This is a genomic window from Anabaena lutea FACHB-196 (assembly GCF_014698305.1).
Lineage (GTDB): Bacteria > Cyanobacteriota > Cyanobacteriia > Cyanobacteriales > Nostocaceae > Anabaena > Anabaena lutea.
Map to the genome: position 1 here is coordinate 166,250 of NZ_JACJST010000002.1, position 18,667 is coordinate 184,916.

The 18,667-nt window shown below is 38.1% G+C and carries 16 protein-coding genes; 6 read left to right on the forward strand and 10 right to left on the reverse strand.

What is annotated here, in order from left to right:
- Positions 1-27 precede the first annotated feature (27 nt).
- From H6G59_RS02975 to def, 4 genes are all read right to left on the reverse strand, one after another.
- Positions 28-672: a GNAT family N-acetyltransferase gene (locus H6G59_RS02975; protein ID WP_190711680.1), complete on the reverse strand. Its 645-nt coding sequence runs from the start codon at positions 670-672 to the stop codon at positions 28-30.
- 14 nt (positions 673-686) lie between these two features.
- Positions 687-1,490: a PD-(D/E)XK nuclease family protein gene (locus H6G59_RS02980; protein WP_190711681.1), complete on the reverse strand. Its 804-nt coding sequence runs from the start codon at positions 1,488-1,490 to the stop codon at positions 687-689.
- Between the two features lie 95 nt (positions 1,491-1,585).
- Positions 1,586-1,789, reverse strand: a complete 204-nt coding sequence (locus H6G59_RS02985) for a hypothetical protein (RefSeq protein ID WP_190711682.1) — start codon at positions 1,787-1,789, stop codon at positions 1,586-1,588.
- Positions 1,790-1,801: 12 nt separating this feature from the next.
- Positions 1,802-2,365 (reverse strand): peptide deformylase, encoded by a 564-nt coding sequence (def, locus tag H6G59_RS02990; protein WP_190711683.1) that lies wholly within the window; start codon positions 2,363-2,365, stop codon positions 1,802-1,804.
- Positions 2,366-2,514: 149 nt separating this feature from the next.
- Here def and H6G59_RS02995 point away from each other — a divergent pair, with 149 nt between their 5' ends.
- Together H6G59_RS02995 and H6G59_RS03000 are read left to right on the forward strand one after the other, a co-directional pair.
- Positions 2,515-3,414 (forward strand): cell division protein FtsX, encoded by a 900-nt coding sequence (locus H6G59_RS02995; protein WP_190711684.1) that lies wholly within the window; start codon positions 2,515-2,517, stop codon positions 3,412-3,414.
- 30 nt (positions 3,415-3,444) lie between these two features.
- Complete coding sequence (locus tag H6G59_RS03000) at positions 3,445-4,260, forward strand: DUF3598 family protein (protein WP_190711685.1); 816 nt, start codon at positions 3,445-3,447, stop codon at positions 4,258-4,260.
- 853 nt (positions 4,261-5,113) lie between these two features.
- Here H6G59_RS03000 and aat read toward each other — a convergent pair.
- Complete coding sequence (gene aat, locus H6G59_RS03005) at positions 5,114-5,689, reverse strand: leucyl/phenylalanyl-tRNA--protein transferase (RefSeq protein ID WP_190711686.1); 576 nt, start codon at positions 5,687-5,689, stop codon at positions 5,114-5,116.
- Positions 5,690-5,804: 115 nt separating this feature from the next.
- On the opposite strand from aat, the gene H6G59_RS03010 reads away from it, so the two are divergent.
- Entirely contained in the window at positions 5,805-6,134 is a 330-nt protein-coding gene (locus tag H6G59_RS03010; RefSeq protein ID WP_190711687.1) for a hypothetical protein, read from the forward strand.
- A gap of 79 nt (positions 6,135-6,213) precedes the next feature.
- Here the strand turns inward: H6G59_RS03010 and rpsN are convergent, their stop codons facing one another.
- From rpsN to H6G59_RS03030, 4 genes are all read right to left on the reverse strand, one after another.
- Complete coding sequence (gene rpsN / locus H6G59_RS03015) at positions 6,214-6,516, reverse strand: 30S ribosomal protein S14 (RefSeq protein ID WP_190711688.1); 303 nt, start codon at positions 6,514-6,516, stop codon at positions 6,214-6,216.
- Positions 6,517-6,654: 138 nt separating this feature from the next.
- Positions 6,655-7,896: a glycosyltransferase gene (locus tag H6G59_RS03020; protein ID WP_190711689.1), complete on the reverse strand. Its 1,242-nt coding sequence runs from the start codon at positions 7,894-7,896 to the stop codon at positions 6,655-6,657.
- A gap of 281 nt (positions 7,897-8,177) precedes the next feature.
- A complete protein-coding gene (locus H6G59_RS03025; RefSeq protein ID WP_190711690.1) occupies positions 8,178-9,869 on the reverse strand; it encodes a glycosyltransferase family 39 protein in 1,692 nt (563 codons plus the stop codon).
- 40 nt (positions 9,870-9,909) lie between these two features.
- On the reverse strand, positions 9,910-11,493 hold the full coding sequence (locus tag H6G59_RS03030) for an LA_3751/LA_3752 family putative glycosyltransferase (protein ID WP_190711691.1): 1,584 nt from the start codon (positions 11,491-11,493) through the stop codon (positions 9,910-9,912).
- Between the two features lie 243 nt (positions 11,494-11,736).
- Here H6G59_RS03030 and cofH point away from each other — a divergent pair, with 243 nt between their 5' ends.
- The 3 genes from cofH (at position 11,737) to H6G59_RS03045 (ending at position 15,592) form a co-directional block, all read left to right on the forward strand.
- Positions 11,737-12,879, forward strand: a complete 1,143-nt coding sequence (gene cofH / locus H6G59_RS03035; RefSeq protein ID WP_190711692.1) for a 7,8-didemethyl-8-hydroxy-5-deazariboflavin synthase subunit CofH — start codon at positions 11,737-11,739, stop codon at positions 12,877-12,879.
- A gap of 222 nt (positions 12,880-13,101) precedes the next feature.
- Positions 13,102-13,500 (forward strand): photosystem II protein Psb27, encoded by a 399-nt coding sequence (gene psb27 / locus H6G59_RS03040; RefSeq protein ID WP_190711693.1) that lies wholly within the window; start codon positions 13,102-13,104, stop codon positions 13,498-13,500.
- A 583-nt stretch (positions 13,501-14,083) separates the two neighbouring features.
- Positions 14,084-15,592 (forward strand): family 10 glycosylhydrolase, encoded by a 1,509-nt coding sequence (locus H6G59_RS03045; RefSeq protein WP_190711694.1) that lies wholly within the window; start codon positions 14,084-14,086, stop codon positions 15,590-15,592.
- Positions 15,593-15,600: 8 nt separating this feature from the next.
- On the opposite strand, the gene polA is transcribed toward H6G59_RS03045, so the two are convergent.
- Positions 15,601-18,540 carry a DNA polymerase I gene (polA, locus tag H6G59_RS03050; protein WP_190711695.1) on the reverse strand — a complete coding sequence of 980 codons (2,940 nt, stop codon included), beginning with the start codon at positions 18,538-18,540 and terminating at the stop codon, positions 15,601-15,603.
- Positions 18,541-18,667 lie beyond the last annotated feature (127 nt).

Below are 18,667 nucleotides of genomic sequence, written 5' to 3' on the forward strand. Positions count from 1 at the left end.
CAAAATTCCAAATTCTAAATTCAAAGTTTATAAATCATTATCGCTAATTACATCATTTGTAGATTCACTAACTAAGGGATTAAGAACTACTTCACCGGCAACTCCTTCTGATTTGCGAGGACGAATAGCAGGGCGTGTACGTCTATAACCTGCTCTTTCTGCTTTTTGATGTTCATAATCAATTAGTTTGCCATAATATGGATGCTTACTTAAATTCATTGATAGGAAAATATGCTGGCGGATATTACCAAAACCCTTGCGGTTAAAAAATTTCACGGCTGGGGTATTAGTAGGATCTGTATCTACTAACATAAACCGCGCTCCATCTTCAATCATTCTAGCAACGACTTTATCAACTAATATATCTGCTACACCTCGACGTTGAAATTTGGGATTTACACCTAACCACAAAATGTAACCGTAATTCCAAGATGCTTTAGTAATAATAGTTCCCAAAATAAATCCTGAAAGTTCACCTTCTGTTTCCGCAACTAGGCAATATTCTGGATCTGTGTTGTAAAGTCCAATTACTTCCCATTCATCCCAGGTGCGGTATAAGTAAGGATATAACTCGCTAGTAAATAGTTGTTCACCTAGGTGATAAACAGGAGCGATATCATCAATTCCTAATTCCCGGACATAAATAGCATCTGTTTCATCAAAGGTTTTCATAATTGCTATAAATATCAAATTGATATTTCTTGAATGTTCTCAAACTTTGGCAAAGAATTTGTAATTATCTCTGTTTGATTATTTTTTTGACGTTCACATTTAACAGCATACTGACAAAATTTACAAGCTTTTTTAAATTCGGCTACTTGGGGAAATGGCTGGTTTTGTTGATATTTTTGTAACCAATCATTTAAATAATTTAATAGTTGATTTAAATCCTGTTCTGTTTTTTGATGTTGTTGTTGATTATAGTTGAATTTAATATTTTGTGGTTTTCCTTGAGCTTGGACAAACCAATAAGTCATAGATATGTTTTCGGGTAAATATTCGCTTGTTTCTGCCAGAACATATAGATAAAGACGTGTTTGCCAATTTTTAGCTAAAGAGGTTTTATTGGGTGGTTGGCGATAGGTTTTCCAGTCGAGAATTTGTGCTTGCTGATGATCGGCAATTAATAAATCATAAATTACTGTCAATAAAAAATCTTGAATTTGTAAAGTGCGATAGTGTTCACTTTCCCGAAAGGTTTGGTTATTTGTGTCAGGTGTGAGAATTTCAGGTGCAACTTTAGCAAAAGCAGTCATCCAATTTTGCAGTTGAGCATCTGTTTGCAGAAAACTATTAATTGGTAAACCCATTTCTTGCTGCTGCATGAGCAGGTGAAAGCGACTACCTAAAGTTTGATATTCTTCATGTTGGGGATCTGCGGGCGTGGTGAGTTGTTCTAAATAGGTATGCTGAAATTTGCGGGGACAAGCTGCAAGTAAGTTGAGATGTCCTTGGGAAAGTCGCAATAGTTGAGTAGAAGTTGATAGCATTCTTCTATTACTGACATATTGGGAAAAATAAAAGGTAAAAGAATGAATTTTGCATTTTTTTTTCATCCCTCTACCTTTCTTTGTATCCTTGATGCTTATTTCATGTTAGCCCGTGCATCTCTCACTGCGGCCAAGAAAAATAATACGGTGATGGGAATACTCAAAGCTAGGATAATTGCGGTGGTTTGGACACCTAAATCTGGTTGTCCATAACTGAGTTCAAATACAGAACCTACCGCTGCGATCGCACTTACACAAGCACCGCCTAAAAACAAACCGCTTTTTGGAGTTAAATACACGAATCTGTCACCCTATGCTACTGGTTTCACTGCTTGATACGAGAAGCCATTTTTAGATAGCTCCTGGGCTAAAGTCAAGGAATTTTCTACTCTGTCTACAAATACCACACCGTTGAGGTGATCCATTTCGTGTAGAATACAGCGTCCGAGTAAGTCACCAGCTTTTAATGTCTGGGGACGGCCATATTCATCTTTATAGGCAATTTCTACCACTTGGGGGCGTTTGACATCTAGATAAACTTTAGGAATGCTCAGACAACCTTCTTGAGCAACGCAGAGTTCACTGCTAACCTGTTTAATGACAGGGTTAATTAATACAAGTGGAGGATGCTCTGGTTTGTCTGGTTCACAATCGATGACAATGAGTTGTTTATTAATTCCAACTTGGGGCGCAGCTAAACCAATGCCATCCTCACTGTACATAGTTTGCAGCATTTCGCGCACCAGTTGACGGAGTTCGTCATCTATTTTGGTGACACGCTTTGCGGGTTGACGCAAAACGCGATCGCCTAAATAATGAAGTCGCAAAGGTGGATTTTTTAACTTTTTCTTCTCTACAGCAATGTCAGAGGGCATGATTGTTGACGGCTTGATGATTAATGTCTTACTAATTCAATTCTATCGTCAGTTGGGAGGTGACAGAGAACAGACTATAGAAAACAGTTGACAGAAAGTGGTAATAATTTTAGTTTGTACCCATTACCAATCAGCAATGACTATTTCTAATGTTTAAGTTTTTCACAAAACTAGACTACCTGCTCAAAGAAACTTTCCTGGGATTGCTGCGGGGAGGATGGATGAATTGGGCGGCTGTTAGTACGGTGACAGTGTTATTATTTCTGTTTGGCTTAAGTCTGCAAACTTCTTGGCAAGTAGAAAAACTCCTCAACCAGTTTGGTAGTCAGTTGGAATTATCGGTTTATCTGGAATCTGGTATTCAAGCTGTGAACATTGAACCTCTGGTGGCGAAAATACCAGCAGTGGTTGGGGTGCAAGTAATTACCAAAGAACAAGCTTGGATCAAGTTAGTTAAAGAACTGGGTATTGCTGATATTGACTCTGCTACTCAGCAGCTAGGGGATAATCCGCTAGTTGACGAAATGAAAGTAAAAGCTTTAAATCCCCAAGTTGTACCTTCTTTAGCGACAGAGTTAGCGAAGTTGCAGGGAGTGGATGTGGTGCAGTACGTAGATGAAGCTGTAAAACGCATCGCTCAGTTGCACCAAGGGCTAAACTGGATTACTTTAACAATTACGATCATTCTGACTTTAACAGCGATCGCTGTGACAACCACCACCATTCGTCTAATTGTCATGGCACGACGGCGGGAAATTGAAATCATGCAACTGGTGGGAGCCACTTCTGCTTGGATTTACCTACCATTTATTTTACAAGGAATTTCTTTTGGTTTGCTGGGTGGTGCGATCGCTTGGAGTTTCATTTCTCTAACTCAACAATTTCTCAACCGTTTACTAGCTAATCAACCTGAGTTGATCAAATTTATTAGCCACGGTGTACAACTCACAACAGCGCAAACTTTACTCTTACCTCTTATCCTTTTAGGCTTTGGTGCAATTGTCGGATTAATGGGTAGTTTATTCGCTGTTCACCGATTTGCTAAATAATCAAATAATTAAACAATAAAAAATTTAAAAATGACTAAACAATGGGAATGCTTATTGCAAAATCTCGGTGAATGGCAAGGTTCATTTACTCGTTATTCACCTCAAGGTACACTTTTAGAAGATATCAAAAGTGTAGTTTCTATAGAAGGCTTGAACAATAATCAAACAGTGCGTCAAACAATTCGCCAAGGAAACACTGAACAAGTTTTAGAATATAGTTCTCTAGCAAGAAGTGTACTGTTTTTTGAAAATGGGGCATTTTCTCAAGGTTCCATGCAGCTAGGTCCATTTTCTGAATTTGGTGCAGAACTCGGTTTAATTCATGAAAATCGTCGCTTACGTTTAGTGGAATTGTTTGATAAAAATGGAAAAATAGAAAGTCTCACCTTGATTCGTGAGCATTTAGCTGGTACGGAAGCAGTAGAAAATCCACCCTTGCACATAAATGATTTATTGGGAGAATGGCAGGGTGAAGCCGTTACTATCTACCCTGATTGGCGTTCACCCATTACCTTTTCTACAACCTTAAAACTACAACTTAATGCCACTGGGAAATTAATTCAAAATATAAATTTTGGCGAACAAAATATTACCTCCACTGCTACTATCAAAGATTCAATTATCCTCTTTGATCAAAATCCCCAAAAGCAAGTGCAAGTATTACTTTTACCTAATGGTGCTTCTGCAACTTTCCCTTTACAAGCACAGTTACGTCAACCTTTATTTTTAGAAGTTGGTTGGTTAATTACACCAACCTTACGCCAACGTTTAATCCGTAACTATGATGATAAAGGTGCATGGATTAGCCTCACCCTGGTGACAGAAAATCGCGTTACTTTTCATTGAGAATTTAACTAATTCAGGGGGTTTACGTTCCCCGCTTCTATAAGTTTTTCTGCGGAATTCATATTTTGAAGTTTCAATTGTTTAATTGGTTATGTAAAAATCATCAATGATATCTGTGAAAGATTTTAATTCTCTTAGAGGTTGTTTGAGAAGTCTAAAAATTTACTGAAAAACCTCTCTCCAAACCTCTCTCCTACCCCTCTCACAAGGGTAGGTATTTTACATTGTCGTGAGGGCTAGACTTGGTGGACAAGGAAGGACAGTGGACAAGGGAGGAAAACCGTACAAAATCATATTCTCTTGGTAACAAGAACAGTCCGTCAAAAGACCATTGTGCGTATAAAATCTTCCTTGTCTACCTTCCCTCCTTGTCTTCCAAGTCCTGCCTTCACAGATAATATTAAAAACCTACCCTTGTGAGAGGGGGGAAGGGGGGTCTCACAAGGGTAGGTATTTTACATTGTCGTGAGGGCAAGACTTGGGGGACAAGGAAGGACAGTGGACAAGGGAGGAAACACGTACAAAATCATATTTTTTTAGTAACAAAAAGACCATTGTGCGGAGAAAATCTTCCTTGTCTACTTTCCCTCCTTGTCTTCCTAGTCCTGCCTTAACAGATAATATTAAAAACCTACCCTTGTCAGGGAAGGGGGGTTAGGTTTTTGGGGTTGATTGGTTTCATGCAATACTTGTCAAACATCCTCTTAAGGTGGGCATTGCCCACCCTACATATATTTCAAACATCAAATATTTATTATTAAAATCTCTCCGCGTCTCCGTGTCTCCGTGTCTCCGTGTCTTCTTCCGCGTCCCCGCGTTGTCCCTAATGATCAGCATTTAATCAGATAGGATATTACTCAAAGGAACAGGGAAGTTGTAAAGCCTGCTGGAGTAATATCTCATATTCTTTATTACTGACTATATAAGCACCAAATCTGGCCAAATGGGGATTCATCATTTGTGCATCGAACAACATAAATTTTTTTTGGCGCAATCTTTCTACCAACTTAACCATCGCTACCTTAGAACCTTCGGGAATTTGGTAAAACATCGATTCACCAATAAACAGGCCACCAATCGCAATCCCTAAAATTCCTCCTGCTAGTTCATCACCTTGCCAAGTTTCAAAACTATAAGCATAACCAGTCTGGTAAAGTAGCCAATAAATCTTTTGTAATTCTGGGGAAATCCAAGTGGTTTCGCGGTTAGCACATCCAGCTACTACACCCAGAAAGTCACGGTTAACTGCCACTGTGAACCTCTCTTGGTTGAGAACCCGCTGCAATGACTTGGGGTAGCGGAAGTTCTCATTCAAGGGAATCAACGTTCGTTCTTTACTTCCATACCATCCTAAGTTATCACTCTCATCAGCCATGAGAAAATAACCTTGAGCATAACCTCGAATAATAGCAGCGACATCATATTCCATAGTTCAAAAAATCATCACAAAAAGACTCAGAAAACCGCAAATTGCTGCAATCAGCCCTGTTTGCGTTTTTCTGAGATTACCCTAGATAACAAAATCTATATTAAGATATACAAAGATGACTGAGCCAATTCCAGCTATTACTCTGCCACCGTCTAAAAATCCCCAGCTAGAAGGGGAATGGTTACAACAACGACTACTAGGGTGGTTAGATGCAGAATTTCTTCCAGAAGTAGTTAATCAAAATATTGCCCAGCGTGCAGCACAAATTTTTGTGCGACAAAGGATGGAAGGAGAAAATGACTTGGGATCTCTGGTAATTGCTATTGTCACAGAGATGCAGTTATTTGATTTTTCTAAAAGCTTCTATGGAGAGTTTGCGATCGCCAACGCCGTTAGCGATCTACTCTTAGAAAGTCTGGGAATTGATCGTTGTTGTGGTCAATAATTGATTTGGTCATTGGTCATTGGTCGTTGGTCATTAGTTGACAGTAAATGACTAAGGACTAATGACTACTGACCACTGGCTACCAGCTAGACTTAACAACACCAGGTAAAAGACCTTCGTGCGCCCATTCGCGCAGTACGTTCCGAGATAGTCCAAAATCCCGGTATACTCCTCTAGGACGACCTGTTACCCAGCAACGATTACGACGGCGGTTAGGCGCACTGTTACGAGGTAGTTGTTGAATTTTGCGGTGGATTTCCAGCTTATCTAGGGGAGAGTCAGCACTTTTGAACTCGTCTAGTAGTGCTTCTCGCTTGTCAGCATACTGTTCCACCAACTTAGCGCGTTTTTTCTCGCGCTCAATCATGCTCTTCTTTGCCATGAATTCCCTAATCTAATTAAAGACACCATCCCCCATGATACAATGCCCATCACCATTATAGGGAAATTGGCCAGGAGAAGTTTAGAAAGTCAGAATCAATAACTGATACAGCAGAATTCAGGCTGATTGATTTACTGTTTATTTAACTTCAGTTACCCGCCAGCTTAATTGCAGGTTCACCCAGAAATTCCAAATAGTTGCGACTGCGATCGCTATAAAGTTAGCAATGTAGCGATTAGGAATCAGAAAATTAAACACTATATTCAACACCAGTACATTTAATACTAACCCAGCCAAGCAAATCAGATTGAACTTCAAAAACCGCTTTAATCTTAGCTTCCAACCTTTTTGCTGCATGGATACATCGGCAAATGTCCAAGCATCATTCCAGAGAAAATTATTGAAAATAGCAATTTCCCCAGCCAAGATTTTACTACGTGTCAGAGGCCAAGCTAAAGTTGTTGGGTCACTAAGTAAATAAAGTATTACCATATCTACAAATACCCCACTTAATCCCACCGCACCGAAGCGGAGAAATCGACCAACAGGGAAATTCACTTTGCTGCGAATTTTTCCTATGCGCCCTGTGGATACACGTAAGCGTATTAAGTGATGGATGTACTCTACATATTGCTTCGACGTGACTTTGCTTTCACCTTCTGTCCGTTCACGGAATACATAACCAGCTTCAGCAATTTCCCTCACGTTTCCTCGTCCAATCACTTCCAGAAGAATTTTATAGCCTACAGGATTAAGAGTAGTATTAGCGATCGCACTCCGTCGTACCATAAAATAACCACTCATTGGGTCAGAAACTCTTCCCAGTACCCCTGGCAAGATAATCAATCCCAACACTTGCGCCCCACGAGATAAAAAGCGCCTCATCACACTCCAACTACTAACACCACCACCATCTACGTGACGACTAGCTAAGGCTAAATCTGCCCCATCTATCATTTTCTGCAAGAGTTGTATCAGCACCTCCGGTGGATGCTGCAAATCTCCATCAATCACACCCAAAAAACTCCCTGTAGCCGCTTGCCACCCACGAATCACAGCAGATGACAGTCCTCGTTCATCTTCACGCCGCATCACCCGCAACTGCGGATACTCTGGCATCAGAGATTGTGCAACTTCCCAAGTCAGATCTGGGCTATCATCATCTACTACAATCAGTTCATAATTACCAGGTATAGCTTCATCTAGTAATCGGCTCAAGATACTGACCACATTTGGGATATTGTCACGCTCTTTATACGTGGGAATCACCAAAGATAGAAGTATGGGATTGTCTCCAACCACATCCGTAACTGGATATTCAGGAATCTTTAATGCCCCAGAGGGAACTGCTAACAGGGAGTTTGATGAGTTTGCATTCATAAAGTCAGTAAATGTGAAATTGCGGAATCGCCTGTATAAAGGTTAACTATCAATTCAATACTATTGCTAAACTTAGTATAATAGATACTAGAAATTTTACCTGAGATATACTAGCAAAAACGGTATTCTCATTATCTGATCATCAGTGATTATTCTGATGTTAAGTATTGGAAAAGTTTTACTGCATAATATATTTAGATAGTTCATCTCAACTTTATATTTCCACAGTATTTAGTTAGGCAACATTTTTTCATATACTGAAACTACAATTTGGAGAAATTTTAAGTTTTGGGAGATAGTGTGTAAAGCTTGGCAGTAAAATCATCCAAGGTCATTGTTCCAGAAAGATTGCGAGTGTTTTCTAACTTAAATTTGCTTGATAAAACTTGTTCAATTTTTTGTTTTTGTATCTCTACTTCTGCTTCGGTTTTTAATTTAGACCAGAGAGGATTACCACTATCTAACCACACGACACGAGAATATTTAGCTGGTTCTTCTTTGAGAACCGTTTCTAAAGAAGTAGCTAGTCCTAATGGTGTTTGCGATAGAAGCATCACAGGATAAGAAGAGGGAATATAATAAGCCACACGCATTACATGACCCCAAGCTTTGGAGTTCATAGCAATTAAAGTTGGCTGATTTAAGTCTTGGGCAATTAATTCAGAAACTGAGCGAAAAACAGAGCGTGTCCGCAGACTAAAATCACCAACACTAATAGTCAGATACACCAGCAATAAACCCGCTGCTACAGGAGTTTGCCATTGTTTGGCAACTGCTTTTTCTACCCACAAAGCTACTAATAATAAACAGCCAGGGAGAATAATGATCATTGTCCTTCCAAAGCCAAACCCCAAGGTAAACTTTTTAGTAGCGATATCTACAGCTAAGGCTAGTAATAAGGGGAGAATTCCTAATATCAAAGCTACAGTTAAGTTCTTTTTCTCACCTTGTTGCCACAAGTGAATACTACAGGCTAAAAATAACAAGATAACTACACAACCAGCTATAGTAATCACGATTGGATCTAAACTACTTGCCCAGTCTCCTATGAGTAGGTCTGTTCCCAAAGTGTTAGTAAAATCTTGTAAATGTCTCAACAACGGAGGTAATGTGGATTTAGCTTTACCAAAACGATCTAAATCAGCGTTGCGGAGTTGTTTAATAGTACCCCACAAAACCCAGGGCATAGTTAATAAAACTCCAGCACCTAATCGTAAGCCATGTTGCCACCAATTCCTTCTATCTAAATAAAGTACCAATACTCCTAAAACTATCAGCCAATAGGCATATAAATAAAAAGTCATCAAACCCGCAGCAATGGAGATAATTAAAAGTCCATTCCATAGCAATTGACTACGACGACTTTGGCTAATTGGTGAATTTTGTTGTTCAATTAAATACAGTAATGCCCATGTACTCAACATTACCCATAATACCAGAGGCGCATACATCCGCATATTTAGGGAATGAAATAAATAATATGGACTTATTCCCAGCATTGCCGCCAAAAATAGTCCTCCACGATGTCCTAAAACCAGCTTTCCTAAACCATAAGCCCCACCCATAGCGGCAATGCTAAACAATGTATTTAAACTCCGCACAGATGCTTCGCTATTGCCAAAAAGACGCAACCAAAAATGCTGACTTAAAAAGAATAATGGTGGATGAGGTTCTCCACCTAGTAAACTCCTAATTAAACTCTCAATAGTTAGAAAAAAGTCCCGTAAACTAGCTTCAATTGGTAAGCGCAATAAGGATGTATATTCTGCTAATACGACTGGTGTATCTCCAGGAGTTTTATAAATACCATTTTTACTGGTAGATAGCAATAATGATAAAACTTCATCGTACCAAAATTCTCTACTTCCTAGATTGATGATTCTTAGCAGTACAGCTATGGCAATCACAATCAGTGCTATTTTTTCTAAAGACAAAAATTTGTTGATGTTAGAACTTGCTAAGTTTGGTTTCATATTTAAAATATACTTTCTTTGCTAAAACTTTCAGAATTTCCTAGTTTTTCTTTTCAATAATGCTTGCTTCTTGGATTCTGTATTTTTTATTTTCTTTGATATTTTTTAGCTGAATCATCAAGTTTTTTGGACTAGACAATAAGGGCAATGTTTCAGATAGTTTGGAATTTGAAAAGCATTTGTCATAAGCAGGGCATATATAAATAAATTTTTGATAACCTTGTTCGTGCAATGCTAAACCTAATTTACTCATATCATCAGGTTGTTTTGTGAGAAAAAATATTTTTTGGTTAAACATGGCTTCAAAACTTTGGCCAACATATTGGTTAGCTACAGCTACAACTTGATTACTATCTTGACGCAAAAAAGCAAGGACATCAAGATTGACTATTTTGTCTTTTTGATAAGAATTGATAGTACCTGTAAATGTGTTGAGGTTAAGTCCAACTATAAATAGAGTTACAAAAATTCCACCGCTAATATATCTGAGACCGAACTTTTTAATTTTTAGAGTTATGCTCAAACCAGATATGGCTGTTATATTAAGTAATGGTATGAGGATTAATAAAAATCTTGGACCCCATTGCTTACCTCCATCACTAGGAATAAGTATTGGTACTAGACAAATAAATAAAATTGATATGAATAATATTTTTCTAACTTGGGAGGTTAAAGTAATAGTGTTTTTAAATAAGGAAATAATAAAAATTGCTATAGCAAAATATATTACTGGAAAATAATAGAGCAACTCATTTTTAAGTACATTTAAAAATTTGAAAGCTTTTAATAGTCTTGTCTGTAGAGAAAAATTTTCTACTACTTGAAAAGCATGAGCGCCCAATGGATGATTATAAATAATTTTATTTAAAGCAAAGAAACATAATATGGTTATTATCAGACTAGCAATAAATGTTATTTGCCGATTTTTAATAAGAGTGATGAAATCGAGTTTAATTTTATATGAGGCGATTACTAGCATCATCAAAATAGCTACTAATGCTAAAAATTCTGGCCTAAACCAAACTGATAAACCAATTAATATGCCACTATTTATGGCATCTTTGTTTGAAAAATCTTGTTCTTCTTTACTTAAGAGAATTACTAAGCCATTAAAGGCTAAACATACGGCTAGTGTATGTTCCCAATACATGGCACTATACATAGTCAGTGGGGAAGCGAATATCAAAGTGATCAATCCGATGTTTATAATCAGCTTATCTAGTTTAAAACACTGACATAATTTATAAAAACTAAACCAAATTATCCATGTGGAAATTAAAGGAATTATATAAAAACCTCTAAAACCGAAAATGGCATAAAACGGGGCAGTTACTAGTGGAAATGTAAACGGAAATGTAATATAGTAAAGATTGGATATCTTATAACTAAATGGGGCTTCAAAGGGATAAAGTCCGCTATTCCATAAATTATGTACCCATTGTGGTGCTACTAAATCTAAATCAAAACGGAGTTTGCCCGAACTAAGTTGTTTGGCTAACAATGCTTTCAGTCCACCATCACCACTAAAGTAAATTTCATAAGGTATTTGTGATAGCAGGTATAGAGAAAAAATTACACCAGATAAGATGATCAATAATGGTGTGTTTGCTTTCAATTTATTCATAAATTCATAAAAAATGATTATCGTCGATATCTATTCAATTGGATACATAAAACTCAAGCGAATTTAAAAGCAGATAAATTGGCGATTATCTGTCAAGATAGGAAATGGATTATGATAAAACGTAAATAGTATTTATTTCACAAAGCAGACTGAAATGCAATGGCTTGTCAATAATATAACATCACAAGCTGCAACTTTTAATTTATTGCGAAAATTAAATAAGTAGTTTACGTTTGATGAACTGTGGCTAATATAACTTTTGATGCTATTCTTGACCGTGCTTTATTAGGGTATGATATATCACCTACTGAAGGTGTTGTGTTGTTAAAACAGACTGATCCAAAGGCTGTAAGTGCTATTCAGGCTACCGCTGACAAACTCCGTCAAACCCAAGTAGGTGACACAGTTACCTACGTAATTAACCGGAATATTAACTTTACCAACATCTGTGAGCAGCATTGTAGTTTTTGTGCGTTCCGTCGGGATGAGGGTGATACTGATGCTTTTTGGTTAAATTGGGCGCAGATTTTGGAAAAATCTACAGATGCGGTGCGTCGAGGAGCAACAGAAATCTGTATGCAAGGGGGATTGCACCCACAAGCGCAAATCAACGGTAAATCTTTGCCTTATTACCTCAAGTTGGTAGAAACTATTAAGCAAGAGTTTCCTCAACTGCATTTACACGCATTTTCTCCTCAAGAAGTCCAGTTTATCGCCAGATTAGATGGAATTTCCTATGCAGAGGTAATTACAGCTTTGCGGGATGCTGGTGTCGGTTCTATGCCAGGAACAGCTGCTGAGGTGTTAGATGATGAGGTACGCAGGGTACTATGTCCAGAAAAAATTGATACGGCTACTTGGTTAGAAATAGTCAGTACTGCCCATAAATTAGGTGTACCTACCACTAGTACCATGTTATCTGGGCATATCGAAACCCCAGAACAGCAAATTGGACATTTAGACAAATTGCGATCGCTCCAACAAAATGCTATTAAGCAAGAATACCCAGCTAAAATTACGGAATTCATTGTCTTACCATTCGTTGGCCAAGAAGCGCCCAAATCCTTACGTCGTCGTGTGGGAAGAGATCAACCAGTTTTAGCTGATGCACTGTTATTAACTGCTGTAGCGCGAATTTATTTAGGAAATTGCATACCTAACCATCAACCGAGTTGGGTCAAATTGGGTTTAGCTGGTGCGACAGCAGCTTTAAATTGGGGTTGTAACGATATCGGTGGCACATTGATGGAAGAACACATTACCACAATGGCAGGGGCTGTAGGTGGTACTTGTATGGAGGTAGAAACCTTGCAAAGTGCGATTGCATCCCTAGAAAGACCTTACCAACAACGGGACACCTTGTATCGCAAAATAGGTAACAGGTGAGGGGGAAGAAGAGGACGCGGTGATGGGGAGATGGGGAGATGGGGAAATGGGGAGATGGGGAGATGGGGAGATGGGGAGATGGGGAGATGGGGAGATGGGGAGAATAAATAATTAATTATCTATTCCCTGTTCCCTATTCCCTATTCCCTATTCCTCATAACTGACTGATCCCAATCCAAGATAGGATGGACGTTGATTTACATATTCTTTTACTTAATGCATATGAAGCGTTATTGGTCGCGTCTGCTTGCACTGGTTTTGGTGGTAGCCATTGGTTTAATGGGCTGTTCTGGTAGTCCAGATAGTTTAACTGGGGATTATCGTCAAGATACCTTGGCTGTAGTCAACACCTTGAGACAAGCCATAGATTTATCACCAGATTCCCCAAATAAAGCAGAACTCCAAGCAGAAGCACGTCAAAAAATTAATGACTTTTCTGCTCGTTATCAGCGGGCTAATTCTGTCTCCACTCTTAGCTCTTTTACAACCATGCGAACAGCCCTCAACGCCTTAGCTGGCCACTACAGTTCTTACCCTAATCGTCCCATCCCTCAAAAGCTCAAAAGTCGCCTAGTCAAGGAGTTTGATCTTGTAGAAACAGCACTTAAGCGTGGTAGCTAACCATCAGCTATTTTATTGTCAAGAGCCAAAAATTCAAAGTTCCAAGTTTTGACTTTGCATTTTTGACTCTTGCTTACTTGATTCCCACTGTAGATAAATCTATCTGGGGTTTAAATTTGGACTTTTGAATTCAAACTTTCCTAATTTATAGTGCAATAAATCAAAAGCTAGAACACCAAAAAGGTTGTTGAATCTTTTTTAAAATGGATATTTATTTTCGCCAAGTCTCACTAAATGAGGTATTGAAAATATTTATTCGCTTCTAAGTTGTCATTAATGGGGTGATATGAAATAATATTGAGTATTAGTCAGAGGAAGTAACGGCTAAGTTCAATGAACAAGCAAAATGATAATGTAAAAAAAGAACCAAATCCAATTGAGCAGAATCTTAGTGACATCAATAAGAGTCTTCAAGATATCAATGATAATCTTAAAGGTATCAAGAGTTCTGTTAAGACTTTCTCTGACACATTTAACACTTTTTCTAATAGTTTCTTTTGCTTGTCAATTGTAATCGTCTTCTCATTAATTGTATATTTCATTAATGGGGGTCGATAACTGTTTTGTCAATCTACTGGTAAATATGTCTAACTGTTTCTTGAACGTTACAAGACCAATATTATTTTGGCGCAGTTTGTTCGCTATCCTTTTTAGTAGTAGTTTGTTACTTCCTAACTTGGGGAACCAAACAGCAAGAGCGCAAGTAGTGCTACAGTCTTGTCAGCTATCACCAAAAGCAATCCAAGAAAAAGAAAAGCTACGTTTATCAGCACTCAAAGGGAATCGAGATAGCCAAAATAGCTACCAAAAGCTGCTAAAACAACACGCACAAGAATTACAAAATTGTCGGAGTCGTAATTGGCCTCAAACCCAAGCCATCTGGTTGCGTTTATATCCCTGTGATACACAGCCGGGAGCAATTGATCAGATTATGGATCGGATTGTTAGCCGTGGCTATAACCAAGTTTATTTAGAAGCATTTTATGACGGACAGGTACTATTACCAGCAGCCGCTAACCCCACAGTTTGGCCGGCTGTAGTTCGCACCCCGGGAACAGAAAAGGTTGATTTATTAGCCGCAGGAATTAAAAAAGGGCAAGAACGGGGTTTGAAGGTTTATGCTTGGATGTTTACGGTCAACTTTGGCTACACTTACGGACAGATTCCCAGTAGACAAGAAGCGATCGCTCGTAATGGTAAAGGACAAACCAGTTTAGCTGTTGTAGATAACGCCTCTCAAGTATTTATCGACCCTTATAACACCCAAGCAAAAACCGATTACTACCGCATGGTGCAAGAAGTCGTGCGTCGTCGGCCAGATGGCTTGTTATTTGACTATGTCCGCTATCCTCGACAAGCAGGAAGTGACTCTATTGCTACTAAAGTTTCCGATTTGTGGTTATTCACGCCCGCAACCCAAGAAGCCTTTTTCCGTAGAGCTTTCAACTCCAAAGGGTTAGAATTAATGCGGCGCTTTTTAAGTAAGGGATATGTCACCACAGGAGACATAAATCAAGTTGATAAACTTTATCCCCAAGAAAGTGAACCTCTTTGGCAAGGACGCAATCCCCCAACAGCCGACAAGTCGCTCTTATCACCAACCAACAGACAACAACTTTTACAATCAGAGCTATGGCAGTTGGCTGTAGCCCATGCAATGCAAGGTATCCTGGATTTTGTCGCCTTAGCTAGTTCCCTAGGGCAGCAGCAACGCATTCCCTCCGGGGCGGTGTTTTTTCCAGACGGTAATCAAGCTGTAGGAAAAGGTTATGATTCCCGTTTGCAACCGTGGGATCGTTTCTCTCCTTCTTTGGAATGGCATCCTATGGCTTATGCAAATTGTGGTAATGCTAATGCTAGTTGTATTGCAGAACAAGTACAGCGAGTTTTGAGTGTGGCACAACCAGGTACACAGATAATTCCAGCTTTAGCTGGTAAATGGGGAGAATCTATTAGTAATCGTCCATCCTTGGAAGCACAGATGGCAGCTTTACGCCAATTTGCCCCTCAAATTAAGGGAGTCAGCCATTTTGCTTATTCTTGGCAATATCCTGAACAGGATAGCGATCGCAAATTTTGCCGTCTTCCATAACTACCAAATTACTTGGTTTCCATCCAATTCTCACCCGCACGCACATCTACTAATAATGGCACACTTAAACTCACAGCATTTTCCATCACCGACTTAATTTGCGGTTGCAATTCTTCCCACTCTTGAGGAGGAATTTCAAACACCAATTCATCGTGAACTTGTAACAACAACCGTGCTTGATAATTCTTTAAAACTTCATGTAATTGCACCATAGCAATTTTGATAATATCAGCACTAGAACCTTGAATTGGTGCATTAGCAGCAGAACGCAATAACCCCGCATCATACGCACCTAAGTTTTTCAATTTGCTCAAATCAATATCTTCTATATTCCGATTTTTTAAATTGCGTAAACTATTACTAGTAAAATCAAAATAACGCCTTCTTCCCAAAATGGTTTCTACATAACCTTGAGAAATAGCTTGTTTTTTCACTCCCTCTAAATATTTAAATACTAGGGGATATCGTTCATTAAATCTCTTAATAAATTCATTCGCATTAGCTTTATCTACACCAGTAGAACGAGCAAATTTGAGAGAACCCATCCCATAAATTACACCAAAATTAATTGTCTTAGCAAAACGACGTTCTTCTGATGTTACTTCTTCTTTTTCAAAGACTAATTTTGCTGTGACAGTGTGAATATCTTCATTCTGTTGATATGCTTTCAGTAAGATCGGTTCTTGACTCAAATGAGCCAAAATTCTTAATTCAATTTGTGAATAATCAGCAGCTACCATTAACCAACCTGATTCAGGTAAAAACGCTTTTCTAATTTGTCTGCTAAAAGCGGTACGAATCGGGATATTTTGCAAATTTGGATTAGAAGAAGATAACCTACCAGTTGAAGTTGCAGCTTGGTTAAAATCTGTATGTAAGCGTTGACTTTTTGGATGTACCAATGCTGGTAAAGCATCCACATAAGTAGATTTTAATTTTGATAAAGTCCGATATTCGAGAATCGCATCCACAAAACCAGTATTATCAACTTCTTGGAGTTTTTCTAAAGTTGCTGCGTCTGTAGAATACCCAGTTTGAATTTTGCGGGAATATTTAGTACTTAATCCCAATTTCTCAAATAAAATCTGGCTCATTTGTTTGGGAGAACCTAAATTAAATTTTTCCCCAGCAATTTCAGTCGCTGTTATTTCTAATTTTGCTAATTCTGTTTCTAACTGCTGAGAAAGTTCTTGCAGATAATCTGAATTAATTCTTACTCCTGTATATTCCATTTGGGCTAAAACTGCTTCTAACGGTTGTTCAACCTCTCGCAGTAGTTTATCTAAAGCCGGAGTTTTTTCTAATTCTGCTCGCAATTTTGGGACTAACCCAAAAGTCGAATAAGCATCCATTCCGCAATAATCAGCAACAGCAGGAATATCTATATCAGCAATGGTTTTACCTTTGGGAACTAAATCAACATAACTTTTTGCTATTAATCCTAAATATCGCTGTGATAAATCACTTAAATTATGGCTAATATCTGGATTTATCAAGTAACTTGCCAGCATGGTATCAAACACCACTCCTGTCAAATTAATTCCCTGACACTTGAGAATTAAGCGATCAAATTTAGCGTTTTGTAAAGATTTAGGATATTCCGCACTTTCTAAAATTGGACGCAATGCAGCTAATGCTAAATCTTGATTTAAATTTTCCCCAACTTTATGATTTAAAGGAATATAAGCTACTTCATTTGCTTCCTTTCCCCAACAGCAACCAATTCCTACTAAATCCGCGTCTCTAGGTTCTAATGCAGTTGTTTCTGTATCCCAAGCGACGGGTGTTTCTGGATTAGTGAATGTTTTTAATAGGTTCACCAACTCAATTAATTTAGCTTCGGTATTAATGATTTGTGGCTGAATTGGTGAAGCAGATTGTTTTTTAGCTTCTGCTGTCTCAGCAGCACTGAAAAATGACAAATCATCATCTTCATCAATATTATTTGTTTCTGGTTTATCTACTTGGGGATTTGATTTAACTTCTCCACCAAATTTAAGTTGGAGTTCGTTGATTTTATCTAAAAAATTGTTAAATTCTAACTTCTCTAAAATTGGTGTAAGAATTCTGGTATCAAATCCTGTTAATTTACAATCTTCTAAATCAACTTCTAGAGGAACATCAACAACTATTTGCGCTAAATAACGAGAATGGAAAGCATTTTCTTTCCCATTAATCAATTTTTCCTTAATCGTACCTTGGAGTTCGGTTAATGCCGAATAAATATTCTCAAGAGAATTATAAGTATTGAGCAGTTTTACGGCTGTCTTTTCTCCAATTCCTTTTACCCCAGGAATATTATCTGATTTATCACCGCAAAGAGCTTTGTAATCAACAATTTGTGTAGGTAATATGCCTAATTTTTCTTTAACTTGTTCTGCTCTAAATTCAGTAATACTATTTGTAGAACGTTTTAATGCTTCTGGACTAAAATTTAAAACAGTAATTTCTTTATCAGCATCTATCAGTTGAAATAAATCTTTATCCCCTGATAAAATTTTCACCCGATACCCAGCAGCAGCAGCTTTTTGTGCCAGAGTTCCCAAAACATCATCCGCTTCATACCCTGGTGCAGTTAAAACTGGTAAATTAAAACCATTTAACAAGTCCTGTAAGTTTGCTAAGTCGGGAATGAAATCTTCTGGTGTTTCTGCACGTCCAGCTTTATAAGTATCATCAGCTTCATGACGAAAAGTTGGTATCTTTAAATCAAAAGCTACAGCCATTGCTTGTGGCTGTTGTGTGGTTATTACTTCTAGCAAACACTTAAGAAAGCCAAAACATACGCTAGTGGGAATACCTGCTTTTGTACGTAGTCCTCCGTTTTTACCTTTAGCAAAAGCAAAGTAGGAACGAAAAGCCAAAGAGTGTCCATCTACAAGGATGATGGTGGGACTGGTTGTGGTTGCGAAATCTGAAATCAACTGGTTAACCGAATGTTTGGACATATCCTATTTTAAGAGTTGATTGAATATCCGACCTCTCTTAAAATAATTAGGTAAGAAGCTGATGGTTGATTACCTCAGCTTTTTGGTTGTATAATTTTTATAGCAATAGTAGGCTATGACAAAATAT

Coding starts and splice junctions, on each gene's coding strand:
- H6G59_RS02975 (WP_190711680.1), bottom strand. CDS start 672: ATGAAAACCTTTGATGAAACAGATGCTATTTATGTCCGGGAATTAGGA.
- H6G59_RS02980 (WP_190711681.1), bottom strand. CDS start 1,490: ATGCTATCAACTTCTACTCAACTATTGCGACTTTCCCAAGGACATCTC.
- def (WP_190711683.1), bottom strand. CDS start 2,365: ATGCCCTCTGACATTGCTGTAGAGAAGAAAAAGTTAAAAAATCCACCT.
- H6G59_RS02995 (WP_190711684.1), top strand. CDS start 2,515: ATGTTTAAGTTTTTCACAAAACTAGACTACCTGCTCAAAGAAACTTTC.
- H6G59_RS03000 (WP_190711685.1), top strand. CDS start 3,445: ATGACTAAACAATGGGAATGCTTATTGCAAAATCTCGGTGAATGGCAA.
- aat (WP_190711686.1), bottom strand. CDS start 5,689: ATGGAATATGATGTCGCTGCTATTATTCGAGGTTATGCTCAAGGTTAT.
- H6G59_RS03010 (WP_190711687.1), top strand. CDS start 5,805: ATGACTGAGCCAATTCCAGCTATTACTCTGCCACCGTCTAAAAATCCC.
- rpsN (WP_190711688.1), bottom strand. CDS start 6,516: ATGGCAAAGAAGAGCATGATTGAGCGCGAGAAAAAACGCGCTAAGTTG.
- H6G59_RS03020 (WP_190711689.1), bottom strand. CDS start 7,896: ATGAATGCAAACTCATCAAACTCCCTGTTAGCAGTTCCCTCTGGGGCA.
- H6G59_RS03025 (WP_190711690.1), bottom strand. CDS start 9,869: ATGAAACCAAACTTAGCAAGTTCTAACATCAACAAATTTTTGTCTTTA.
- H6G59_RS03030 (WP_190711691.1), bottom strand. CDS start 11,493: ATGAATAAATTGAAAGCAAACACACCATTATTGATCATCTTATCTGGT.
- psb27 (WP_190711693.1), top strand. CDS start 13,102: ATGAAGCGTTATTGGTCGCGTCTGCTTGCACTGGTTTTGGTGGTAGCC.
- H6G59_RS03045 (WP_190711694.1), top strand. CDS start 14,084: ATGTCTAACTGTTTCTTGAACGTTACAAGACCAATATTATTTTGGCGC.
- polA (WP_190711695.1), bottom strand. CDS start 18,540: ATGTCCAAACATTCGGTTAACCAGTTGATTTCAGATTTCGCAACCACA.